Source organism: Fictibacillus sp. 26RED30 (assembly GCF_015903845.1).
Taxonomy (GTDB): Bacteria; Bacillota; Bacilli; order Bacillales; family Fictibacillaceae; genus Fictibacillus; species Fictibacillus phosphorivorans.
Genome location: NZ_JACZDV010000004.1, coordinates 141,813 through 152,692, shown reverse-complemented (window position 1 = coordinate 152,692; position 10,880 = coordinate 141,813). Strand labels below are relative to the sequence as shown.

11 protein-coding genes and 1 pseudogene are annotated in these 10,880 nt (G+C 39.7%); 5 read left to right on the top strand and 7 right to left on the bottom strand.

Annotated features, from left to right (window positions below):
• Nucleotides 1–12: 12 nt before the first annotated feature.
• Nucleotides 13–975, bottom strand: coding sequence for a hypothetical protein (locus tag IHV11_RS18820; RefSeq protein WP_197195888.1), 963 nt, complete (start codon nucleotides 973–975; stop codon nucleotides 13–15).
• Nucleotides 976–1,077: 102 nt separating this feature from the next.
• On the opposite strand from IHV11_RS18820, the gene IHV11_RS18815 reads away from it, so the two are divergent.
• Nucleotides 1,078–1,572 (top strand): hypothetical protein, encoded by a 495-nt coding sequence (locus tag IHV11_RS18815; RefSeq protein ID WP_197195887.1) that lies wholly within the window; start codon nucleotides 1,078–1,080, stop codon nucleotides 1,570–1,572.
• A 51-nt stretch (nucleotides 1,573–1,623) separates the two neighbouring features.
• Here the strand turns inward: IHV11_RS18815 and IHV11_RS18810 are convergent, their stop codons facing one another.
• The 6 genes from IHV11_RS18810 to IHV11_RS18785 form a co-directional block, all read right to left on the bottom strand.
• Nucleotides 1,624–2,553, bottom strand: coding sequence for an ABC transporter ATP-binding protein (locus IHV11_RS18810; protein WP_231620407.1), 930 nt, complete (start codon nucleotides 2,551–2,553; stop codon nucleotides 1,624–1,626).
• Nucleotides 2,546–3,526, bottom strand: coding sequence for an ABC transporter ATP-binding protein (locus tag IHV11_RS18805; protein WP_197195886.1), 981 nt, complete (start codon nucleotides 3,524–3,526; stop codon nucleotides 2,546–2,548). The genes IHV11_RS18810 and IHV11_RS18805 overlap by 8 nt, the downstream gene beginning before the upstream one ends.
• A gap of 14 nt (nucleotides 3,527–3,540) precedes the next feature.
• A complete protein-coding gene (locus tag IHV11_RS18800) occupies nucleotides 3,541–4,461 on the bottom strand; it encodes a hypothetical protein (RefSeq protein ID WP_197195885.1) in 921 nt (306 codons plus the stop codon).
• Nucleotides 4,458–5,276 carry an ABC transporter permease subunit gene (locus tag IHV11_RS18795; RefSeq protein ID WP_197195884.1) on the bottom strand — a complete coding sequence of 273 codons (819 nt, stop codon included), beginning with the start codon at nucleotides 5,274–5,276 and terminating at the stop codon, nucleotides 4,458–4,460. Before IHV11_RS18795 ends, IHV11_RS18800 begins: the two co-directional genes overlap by 4 nt.
• 129 nt (nucleotides 5,277–5,405) lie before the next feature.
• Nucleotides 5,406–6,236 (bottom strand): TIM barrel protein, encoded by an 831-nt coding sequence (locus tag IHV11_RS18790; protein ID WP_197195883.1) that lies wholly within the window; start codon nucleotides 6,234–6,236, stop codon nucleotides 5,406–5,408.
• 49 nt (nucleotides 6,237–6,285) lie between these two features.
• Nucleotides 6,286–6,498 carry a hypothetical protein gene (locus IHV11_RS18785; RefSeq protein ID WP_197132279.1) on the bottom strand — a complete coding sequence of 71 codons (213 nt, stop codon included), beginning with the start codon at nucleotides 6,496–6,498 and terminating at the stop codon, nucleotides 6,286–6,288.
• Between the two features lie 367 nt (nucleotides 6,499–6,865).
• Between IHV11_RS18785 and IHV11_RS18780 the strand changes: the two genes are divergently transcribed.
• The 4 genes and pseudogenes from IHV11_RS18780 to rlmD all read left to right on the top strand — a co-directional run bounded on the left by IHV11_RS18780 (nucleotide 6,866) and on the right by rlmD (nucleotide 10,359).
• Entirely contained in the window at nucleotides 6,866–7,771 is a 906-nt protein-coding gene (locus IHV11_RS18780) for a diacylglycerol kinase (protein WP_144704382.1), read from the top strand.
• A 79-nt stretch (nucleotides 7,772–7,850) separates the two neighbouring features.
• Nucleotides 7,851–8,315, top strand: a complete 465-nt coding sequence (locus tag IHV11_RS18775) for a GNAT family N-acetyltransferase (protein ID WP_197195882.1) — start codon at nucleotides 7,851–7,853, stop codon at nucleotides 8,313–8,315.
• 144 nt (nucleotides 8,316–8,459) lie between these two features.
• Nucleotides 8,460–8,865, top strand: a pseudogene (locus IHV11_RS18770) (DUF1259 domain-containing protein).
• A 117-nt stretch (nucleotides 8,866–8,982) separates the two neighbouring features.
• Entirely contained in the window at nucleotides 8,983–10,359 is a 1,377-nt protein-coding gene (gene rlmD / locus IHV11_RS18765; RefSeq protein ID WP_197195881.1) for a 23S rRNA (uracil(1939)-C(5))-methyltransferase RlmD, read from the top strand.
• Nucleotides 10,360–10,880 lie beyond the last annotated feature (521 nt).

The following is a 10,880-nucleotide window of genomic DNA, read 5'->3' as shown; positions in this document are numbered from 1 at the left end:
TTACTTATCGCATCAACTACTTCCGCATCCACTGCCGCAACTGCTTCCACAGCTGCTCCCGCTGTCACTGCTACAGCTGCTATCATGTCCGCCATTGTCGTCACGGTGGTTGCCACACCCACTTCCGCAAGCTGTTGTGTTACCTGAGTAATAGTTAGAAGCGGGACTCAATTTTGCCATGTGCATATCATAGTCTTCATAATGATGATAAGAATAATAAAGCATCGCACCAGCTAAGATCGGTGCACTATCTATGGAATGTGGTGCAACCTTTAATCCTGTATAAGGATTTTTATCATGGGATACACGCTTTATATCTCCTTTGATTTTCGTAAGCAGAGCTGTAACAGTATCCTTATCTGCTGTTTCTCTGAAGTATTTTTTATTTAACTCTTCAATAGATAGTGAATTAAGCTCTTGTAAAAAGCCGTTGTGAAGTGGATTTTGAAAGAAACTACCCCAAGCGATATGTGTGAAATCGGTAAACGTAAACAGCTTTGCATACAAAAGATCAAACCAAGCTCTCCCATGTGGATCGGGTTCTACAACATCGTTAGGAGCATGATGAATATGCTCACCGCATAGTTCAGCAGAAAACTTCTCATACTCCTTCGTATACATCAGCATCTCGTGCCAGATGTCATCCACCTTTTTACTGAACATCGGTACATTATTTAAAAGTGAACACATGATAAAGAAGCGTTGAAGTTCATAATATACAACTTCAAAGTAGGCTTCTGTTGCCTTTGGGTGCTCTGAAAGATATCTGCGTTTTATTTTTTCTTTAAACTCACGAGGGAGAGCTTTCTCCATGTTTCTTACACTTTTTTGTAAATGTAAATCTTCACGGATCCCAAAGTTAGGTGGAAGTTCAGTTTTTTCTGCCACCTTTTGATAATTCGGTTTAGTGGTGAATTTAATAACTAGGGGAGCGATTACGACTATGGCGAAAAATAAAATAAATAGTTTAAACATCTATGGCGCCTCCTTTTACGTCTCCTACCAAATAGCTATATTCTAGTTCTCTACTTTAATGATAATATAAGATGAATTTATTGTAAAAAAGTGGGTGTTTTTTTGACGGTTTTATTGTTAGCTGGAATCTTGTTTACGTTAATCCTCATAACAAAACAAAGAGATATTGCCACTGTTGGTATCGTAAGAAACATTACTAATAAATTGAAGAGTCGTTCTTTAAGTACGAACTACTGGCAAGCAGGTATAACATTATTTGTTGCGAACGCTGCATTATTCGCACTAGCTTTTGTAATTCTTTTCTTTCTGCCTTACGGTGCTATGGTGGGGCTATGCCTGTGCATACCGCTCAGTCTTTTTACGTGGATGCTATTTTCTGAAGTGTGGAGAGGATCGTGGAAGGATAAAGTGAGGATGGCGTTCATCGGAAGCACGTTTTTTCTCTTTTTCTTAGGGTGGATTCTTTGGTATTATGCAACACTTGAACCCGCTTATCCAGGAGACGATCTATTCATGGTATGGATTGGTGTGATCATTGCGTCTATTTTTACTATAGGAGCAATGAGCGTGAGTATGTTTGTGATTTTGCGAAAATAATTATTTAGTTTAAAAGGGAGACTGCTTAGAACGCAGTCTCTTTTCATTTGCTCAATTACGAATGAGGTTTCTATTATTTTCAATCTCAAACTCTTTAATATTGATCATGTTCGCAGACACGTAATGATCGCTACCAACATGAATCAACTGTGGCGGATAGAGCGGTTTATCTGGCATAATGATAGGTTCTCTGTATGCATTCCGACGCTCAGGGTCTGCGATCGGAATGGATGATAAAAGAGATTTCGTATAAGGATGAATCGGATTTCGATACAATTCATCTTTTGGCGCTAATTCAATCAGATGGCCTAAATACATGACGGCTACACGGTCACTCATATAATGAACCACGCCAAGGTCATGTGAGATGAACAAACAGGTTAGGTCTAGTTCGGACTGAAGATCTTTTAATAGATTTAACACTTGCGCTTGAACAGATACATCGAGCGCTGAGACAGGTTCATCTGCAATAATAAATTTAGGATCTAGCATCAATGCGCGAGCGATTCCTATCCTCTGACGCTGTCCACCGGAGAATTCGTGGATCTTTTTAAGATAAGAAGTCTTCGGTAACCCGACTTTTTCCAATAGACTGTATGCTTTCTTCGTACGTTCTTCTTTGCTTAACATTTTCTGAATAACAAGCGGTTCTTCTAAAATTTCCCCGACCGTTAAACGAGGGCTGAGTGACTCATAAGGATTTTGAAAGATCATCTGAAATTCTTTACGGTATGGCCGCAACTTTTTTTCGGGCATATGTGTGATGTCCAGACCATCAAACGTAATGTTTCCGTGTTCGGGCTCATACAATCGCATGATCGTTCGGCCAAGGGTCGTCTTACCAGATCCAGACTCCCCAACGATACCTAATGTTTCGCCTTTAAAAATATCGAGAGTAATTCCATCGATTGCTTTATGGATTCCTGTCTTCGTCATAAAATACTTAGAAAGGTTTTGGATGGTTATCAAGTGTTTATCCAACGATCGTCACCTCGCTCTCATCAAATAGACGAACATAATGCCCAGGTTCCACTTCGATAAGAGAAGACGGAGCATGATAGACTTTGCTTTCCATGGAATAAGTCTCTGGTGCGAATTTTCTTCCCTTATATCCTGCTTCTTCAAACGAATAATCGTAAACGCTCTTTAAACGTTCGTTGTCGCTCTCCATACTTGGAATGCAGCCGATCAAGCCTTTTGTATAAGGGTGGATGGGATTATTAAAGATCGTAAACACATCTCCTGATTCTACGATTCTTCCCCCAAACATGACATACACCCAGTCAGCATATTCTGCCACAACACCAAAATCATGTGTGATCATTAAAACAGAAGCGTCTTCACGTATTTTATAATCAGCGATCAAATCTAATACCTGCCTTTGAATCGTTACATCTAACGCGGTCGTTATTTCATCCGCAATTATCAGTTTAGGTCTACAGGATATGGCCATTGCGATTAAGATACGTTGTTTCATGCCTCCTGACAGCTGAGAAGGATATTGATCAAAAATATGTGCAGGATTATGAAAACCTACTTGTTCGAGAAGGGAGAGCGCCACGGTTCTAAGCTCTGATTTTGCTATCTGTTTATGATATTTCAAGCCTTCTGTGATCTGAATTCCCACTTTCATAGCAGGATTCAGTGAGGCGATCGCGTCCTGAAAGATCATGGAGATCTCGTTGCCTCGTATTTTTTGCATCTCTTTTTCTGTCATCTGCAAAATCTCTTTATCGTCAAAACGGATCGAGCCTGACTCTGCTCGACCATTGGCTGGTAGAATTTTCAACACTGAAAGAGAAGTGACACTTTTTCCAGAACCTGATTCGCCGATAAGAGCGGCAGTCTGTCCTTTACTGACGGAGAGACTTAAATCAGTAACCGCATTAAACACGTTCTTTCCACTGCCGAAAGCTATGTTTAGATTGTTTATTTCTAAAAGTCTGTTAGACATGTTTCACACCTCACTTATGATTTGTTGGATTCGAGGCTGTTCTGTATACCTTGTATCATGAGATTGATCGAGAAAATCGTAAAAGCAAAGAATGATAGTGGCACTAAAATAATCCAAGGAGCCGTTAAGAGCTTCTGATATGATTGGCCGATGATACCAGCCCATTCGCCGCTTAATGAAATGGTTGCAGGCGTTAAGTTAAAGATATCACCCATCATCACTGTTTTTGATCCACCGATAAAAACGGCAAGAACACCTAAGTGTGCTAACAAAATTAATGTTTGAATGGCTTGCTGAGCAAATAAAAGCAGGAGTTTTGAGCTCAGTTCAGGCAGGACATGCTTGTAATAGACATATGGCTTTTTCGATCCTAATGAAAAGGTGCTAACAATATAGTCTTTTGCTAGGATAGAGCGTATCTCTTCAGAAAACGTTGATACTAGAGGCGGTACACCAATACCAACGAGAATCAAGCACTGCACGATAATCAGAGTCATCATGCTCATTGGCTCAGTGGCATCTTTTACAAAGAGCGGAACCATGAACATATAAGCTAAGATAGCAGTTGGAATATAGAGTGTAGCTTGTACGATATCGTCAAAGAACGTACTCTTCGATTTTCTATGAAACAAGGAAAAGAAAAGGGCGAAGAAAATTCTAAGAAAAGCGATGACTAAAGTGATTAGGATTGTATACTTTGCACCTTCTAAAACAAGATACAATAAGTGCTTTCCGTTCATATCCGTTCCAAAAGGAGGCATGTCTTTCGGTGAGAAAGGAGCAACACCAACGATGACTTCATTCTCGTCATATAGGAACTTAGATTCCTTTTGAACATCCATGAGAGATGGATAAATAAAGCTTAATAAAATTAAACTCACGATAAATAGAAATCCAATTAAGAATTGCGGCTGTTTAAGCAATCGAACGATCATGCTGCATCCTCCTTTTGAACGTTTAAGCCTCCGCGGTAAGATTCCATGACCTCGAACAGGAAGGAGAAAGGAATTGCGATAAACAAGACCGTTATGATAAACGAAACACCTTGCGTGTTCAGCATGATGGTCATGATTCCGTTCAAGTTAAAGACGTATTCTAGAATGAATAAGTTCGAAAGCATGAAAACAAAGATGGTCTTGGAATATTGAAAGAGACTCGTCATAATATTACGGAACACATGATTGAGCGTGATGTAGAGGTTTCCGAGTCCCATCGCTCGTGCTACGGTTATGTATGGTTTGTTTTGCTCTTCTTTCATTAGTAGAAAGGTAATCTTAAAGAGTTGAATCGTTGGCAGGACAGAGAGTGTTAGAATCGGAAAAAAGTAGATGCGGTTGTCATAGACGCCGGAAACGTTCGCGATTAATAATCCAGTCTTCTTAAAGATATATACTGCTGAAACTTGTAGCGCGATAACGATAAAAAGATCTGGTAATGATTCAAATAGTGTTAAAAATCCATAGACAGCGCGTTTTAATGGTCTTGGCAGGAGTGTCGCTAAAAACGTCAGCAATAACGCTACTAGGAGACCTAGGAGTAGTGCTGTAAAGAAAATCGTCATCGAGTAAAAAAACTTATCAAAAATATCCGGAAATAGACTATATTTTCGATTCTCGATGGTGTACTCCCAAAGCTTCATGCTTTGAAGTGGTGCGATACCAAAGAAGATAGAAGGAAGAAAACTGATGATCAAAACGCCGATTAAGATCGACCGAAGCCTCTTCAGATAACTTGTAAATGAAAAGTTCATTTATTACACCTCTTTTTGTAGCTGTAGTTGACAGAATAATCTGTATGTAATAATTGTAAACGAATTGACATGTCTTTTGAATAGCGTTATGTATTAAATTTCCAACAAAAAAATACTGAATGGAAATCATCAGTATTTTTTCAGTAAAACCTCTTTTGCCAACCAGTCGATTCCTTCTTGAATAAATGTTTCAGAAGGATTTGAGTGCGGTGTATGTTCAAGTATCCAAATAAGATCGGGGTAACTTGATAAAACGTGGAGAATTTCCTTAAGGGAATAATGTCGTCCGTCATCTTCATGTGATGGATGGATCGGAACCCATATGTATTTGTCATCCATATATTCAATGTTGTGTAGATGGACAACTTTAATGTGATCTTTCCACTTCTGAATCATGTCTAGAGCCTTTTCATCTGCCGCTAATAGGTAATCACCAATATCGATGCACAGCTTCAGTCCGTATTTTTTCCATACTGTGATAGGAAAATCATTTAGGTACTGTATTCCTTTTGGCGATTTATCCAATCCAAGCTTTGGTTCGCAGACGATCGGCAAGTTGTATGTTTGCTGTAGTTCAGATAATCGTTTCAGACCCTGCTCAATTAACGTATCGGGATTACGGGCGCATCCTTGAAAATAAGGGAAATGAACAAGGATATACTGGGCGCCTAATTCAACGAGACGCTGAATTTCCTTTTCGAACAAGGTCCATGCTTGTTCAGGTGTATATTGAAACTTCTCTAATAAATCATATTTACTTCCATTTCTATAGATGGGAGAGTGGATGCCAAAGGTTTTGTTGCTATTCTTTAGAAGTGATAGAAACCTCTGAAAGGCATCTTCATTTTCGAATTCTCCAATCTCAATATGTGTGATCTGCTCATGAACTCGAAACAGATCGTTGAATTTTGTTTCATCAGACATGATGGTACTGCCAGAAATGCCGATTGTATGTGTCATCTTAACCTCCTAGATAATATAAAAAAGACAGGAAATGAGATCCTGTCTTTTAAAATCCTCCACCACCGCTACCACCCGAGTGGTGATTATGTTGGGATGCGTTCCAGGCTGCTGCATTATTGATCTTGTTTTGATCACTAACATGCTCTTCAAGCTCGTATTTGTAGTTATACCTTCTGTACTTTAGCCTTGTTCTCCAGTTGACGATTGCGGCTAGTAAAGTCACCGCGGCGATAGGTCCTAAAATGTATAGCCAAAACATAGAAGCACCTCCTTAAATTGTGTTGTTACTCGTTACCGTATGTTGTTATTCCTTATATATGCGAATCAAGAAAGAGATGAAGCTTGTCCAGGCCGTAAGCTGCTTTAATTGTATAATTCTACAAAAAATGTAAGAAATCCTTTAAGGGGTCTGTCCCGGGGTCTGACCCCGGGACAGACCCCCTACAATTTAGACACAATTTTAACACATACTGGGAGATAACTGCTTTGCAATTTAAGACAGGTATCACTATAATATAAGAGGAATCGACAGAAGCAGTCCGGCAGTGGGCTGTTTTTTGCAGTTATACAACAAACAAATTTAGGTTAAAACTTTTAAAAGAAGTCAAACAATGAAGGTGAAAGATATGAAACGAGCTCGACTAATATATAATCCAAGTTCGGGAAGAGAAACGGTAAAAAAACAGCTTCCTTATATTCTAGACAGACTTGAAAATGCAGGATATGAAACGTCATGTCATGCAACAACACCCGAAGAAGGTTGCGCGACTCGCGCTGCACGTGCAGCAGGGGAAAGAGGCTTCGACCTGGTTATCGCAGCTGGTGGAGACGGAACGATCTATGAAGTGGTCAATGGATTAGCAGGACTAGAAGATCGCCCAATGCTAGGAATCATTCCTGCGGGAACTACGAATGACTTTGCACGTGCAGTAGGTGTGCCGCGCACGATTGAAGGAGCTTGTGACGTTCTATGCGGTGGTGTACATATGCCTGTTGATATTGGTAAAGTAAACGACAGGTTCTTCATCAACATCGCAGGTGGCGGTCGTATAACAGAGCTAACGTATGAAGTGCCAAGCAAGCTGAAGACGATGATCGGACAACTGGCGTATTTCCTAAAAGGAATAGAGATGTTGCCGTCGATTCGTCCTACATTTGTAGAAATCGAATTCGATGATAAAGAAAAATACGAAGGCGAGATCATGCTCTTCTTAGTAGCTAACACAAATTCAGTTGGAGGCTTTGAGAAGCTTGCTCCATCATCAGAATTCCATGACGGTCTTTTTGATGTAATCATCTTAAAGAAAACGAATCTTGCAGAATTTGTACGTATTGCATCTCTTGCGATCCGTGGGGAACACATTCATGATGATCATGTCATTTATAAGAAGGCAAAGCGTGTTAAAGTAACGCCTCGCGAAAAGATGCAGATCAACCTAGATGGAGAGCTAGGAGGCATCCTGCCTGGTGAGTTTGAAAATTTACACCATCACTTTGAACTACTCGTACCAAAAGAGCGACTTAAACCTTAAACCAACCATGTCAAAGAACACTGAAGCAAAATCTGCTGAGTGTTCTTTTTTATTAATAAATGAGTAACGGGAGATGTTTATGACTTACCTATTTCAGGTTATGACTCAAGAACAAGCTGAGGAGATTGCGTTTCAATGGCACTATGATGGAGAGTATTCATTCTATAATATGGAGTCAGATAGAGATGATTTAGCAGAATTTATTAACCAAGAAAAGAGAGGGGAATCTGTGTATTCAGTCCTTAATAATAATGAACTAATTGGTTTTTTTAGCGTGAATAAAGCAGATGAACGGATATATGATATTGGTTTAGGAATGAGACCAGACTTAACCGGTAAAGGTATAGGCTTCAAATTTCTGAAATCAGGAATAGAGTTTGTGAAAAGTGAATACAAACCAAAAAAAATAACATTATCTGTAGCGACATTTAATCAAAGAGCGATAAACGTTTATGGAAAAATGGGTTTTAAAGAAATTAAGACTTTTATGCAAGCTACAAACGGTAGTGAATTTGAGTTTATCAAAATGGAATACGAATGCTAATTTAATGATACAGCTGTCCATAAAAGACATCTATTTAATCATAAAAAGACCTGTCATAGCTTTGTAAGTTGAAAAGTAAAATAGATTTCAGGGGGCATAACGCTCTATTTCATATTCCCTTGCTTCCAAAGGAGTTTTTAGAAGATGGATAGCAACCAGAATCTGTGCGAGCAGTTTGCCAAAATATTAAATGGTCGTTCACAAAATCACCAAGGTGTTTGTTCGGTCTCCCTGCACCGAACGTTTTCAGCTACTGTGCAAGGAAAACCAAGTAAAGCGGTACTTCCAGTAGGGGTATCGTTTGAGTCTTTGGATCAAAGTGGAAATGCTTTGAACCTATTAGAAATTGCTGTTCTACAGGAAGAAATACCACGTTTTATGTATGCCGTTTGTTCACCAGGGGCTCATTGTAAGTGCGCTTCATAATCACTGGCTATACGTTAATCCGCAGATTATGTACATGCATGTTCAATCCGTCGAACCGCCTTTAAATTTTGCTCAGAAGGTAAGCCGTTCTTTTTCTTATTTATCGAGTTACCCTTCTTCTTAAAAAATTCTTACGTCTGGGCCACATATAGGTGGTCCGTTTTTTTATGTAAGCATTTGGTGTCCACTAACAGTTATGCTACAATCAGAAAAGCATAAGAGACAAAAAGGGACGATGACAATGACAAAGGCTGATTTGCCTGTTCATAAAAATGAAAGTTATGAAGTAGATATAGTGGATTTAACCCATGAGGGGGCAGGAGTTGCTCGTGTAAATGGGTTTACTTTGTTTGTGCCGAATACATTGCCTGGCGAGCGTGCGAAGATCAAGGTTGTAGGTGTGAAAAAAGGATTCGGTTTTGGTCGTTTAGAAGAGCTGATCGAAGAGAGCCCTGAACGTGTTGAACCACCTTGTCCGATCTATAAATGGTGTGGAGGGTGTCAGCTTCAGCATCTATCCTATGAAGGACAGTTGGAATACAAACGCAAGTTAGTAGAAGACGTTCTAGCGAGAATCGGAAAGTTAGAAGACGTTCCAGTTCTCTCAACACTTGGCATGGGAGAAGAACCTTGGCGTTATCGTAATAAAGCGCAAGTGCCAGTTGGTGAACGCAACGGCCGCATCATCACAGGTTTTTACCAGAAGCGCAGCCATGAAATTGTAGAGATGGACAGCTGTATCATCACGGGGGATACGAACGACGACGCGGTACAAGCTGTGAAAGAAATCGTGAATCAGTACAATATCAGTGCTTATAATGAAGAAAAACATAAAGGTATTCTTCGTCATATCATTGCGCGATACGGGAAAACGACAGGTGATTTAATGATTGTACTCGTAACGAACGGTCAAGACCTGCCGCAGCGTAAGAAGATAGTAGAAGATATCCGAAAAGCACTACCTGAGATTAAATCAATCGTTCAAAATGTGAACTCAAAACGTACGAACGTGATTTTTGGTGAAGAAACACGCGTGCTTTGGGGTGCTGAATATATTTATGATTTTATTGGCGACATCAAGTTTGCCATCTCAGCGCGTTCGTTTTATCAGATCAATCCAGACCAGACGAAAGTGCTTTATGATCAAGCGTTACAATATGCGGAACTGAATGGTGATGAAACGGTCATCGATGCGTATTGCGGAATCGGGACAATCTCCCTGTTCCTCGCACAAAAAGCAAAAAAAGTGTACGGTGTAGAAATCGTACCAGAAGCGATTGAAGACGCGCGCCGCAATGCGGAGTTAAATAACATTCATAACGCTGAGTTTGCTGTTGGTAAATCAGAAGATGTGATTCCCGAGTGGAAAAAACAAGGCATCACGCCAGATGTGATCGTCGTGGATCCACCACGAAAAGGCTGTGACGAGGAGTTATTAAAAACTATCATCGAAATGAAGCCTAAGCGCGTAGTCTATGTGAGCTGTAACCCAGCCACACTAGCACGTGATTTACGCGTACTTGAAGATGGTGGATTTAAAACGCAGAAAGTCCAGCCGGTCGATATGTTTCCTCAGACGACGCATGTTGAAGCTGTTGCGTTGCTTGAGCTTAACTAATTATAAAATAAAAATGGCTATCTATTCCTTTTATACTTACTGTTCGAATTGTAAGGATGCCGTAGAGATAAAGACAATGACTTTGGCATTGTTTTGAAGGGAACGTATCAGCAGTGTGGGCAAGATGTGACAAGATTGTAAATGAATGAAAATGAGTATTGATAATTACAGGAAGTGAGCCTTCAAGAGGGCTCACTTCTTTTTTTATTTTGACTGTGAAGATGACTTTGCAGACTGCTCACGAAATGTGTGTCACAGTTAGGGCTGAAGTAGATATTGCATTCCTAATTTTAACAGTTTGCAAGTGTTATTGTTTTTCAAAAGTCGATATGCTAGAATCATGCTTGGGAATGATAATTATTATCAATAAGAAACGCAATAATAGTTTGTACATGTTGTATAGTTCTTATTAATAATTACTTACGATCCCGTAGTTTGTCGTAGTTTGTAGTAACTTTGACAGAAAAATCTTATTCTCCGAAGTGTCTGGAGATTGATTAGGTATATAGAACTTGTTTGGT

What these genes read in the sequence shown, in the direction of transcription:
- IHV11_RS18820 (WP_197195888.1), bottom strand. Translation starts at nt 975, where the DNA reads ATGTTTAAACTATTTATTTTATTTTTCGCCATAGTCGTAATCGCTCCC.
- IHV11_RS18805 (WP_197195886.1), bottom strand. Translation starts at nt 3,526, where the DNA reads ATGTCTAACAGACTTTTAGAAATAAACAATCTAAACATAGCTTTCGGC.
- IHV11_RS18800 (WP_197195885.1), bottom strand. Translation starts at nt 4,461, where the DNA reads ATGATCGTTCGATTGCTTAAACAGCCGCAATTCTTAATTGGATTTCTA.
- IHV11_RS18795 (WP_197195884.1), bottom strand. Translation starts at nt 5,276, where the DNA reads ATGAACTTTTCATTTACAAGTTATCTGAAGAGGCTTCGGTCGATCTTA.
- IHV11_RS18790 (WP_197195883.1), bottom strand. Translation starts at nt 6,236, where the DNA reads ATGACACATACAATCGGCATTTCTGGCAGTACCATCATGTCTGATGAA.
- IHV11_RS18785 (WP_197132279.1), bottom strand. Translation starts at nt 6,498, where the DNA reads ATGTTTTGGCTATACATTTTAGGACCTATCGCCGCGGTGACTTTACTA.
- IHV11_RS18780 (WP_144704382.1), top strand. Translation starts at nt 6,866, where the DNA reads ATGAAACGAGCTCGACTAATATATAATCCAAGTTCGGGAAGAGAAACG.
- IHV11_RS18775 (WP_197195882.1), top strand. Translation starts at nt 7,851, where the DNA reads ATGACTTACCTATTTCAGGTTATGACTCAAGAACAAGCTGAGGAGATT.
- rlmD (WP_197195881.1), top strand. Translation starts at nt 8,983, where the DNA reads ATGACAAAGGCTGATTTGCCTGTTCATAAAAATGAAAGTTATGAAGTA.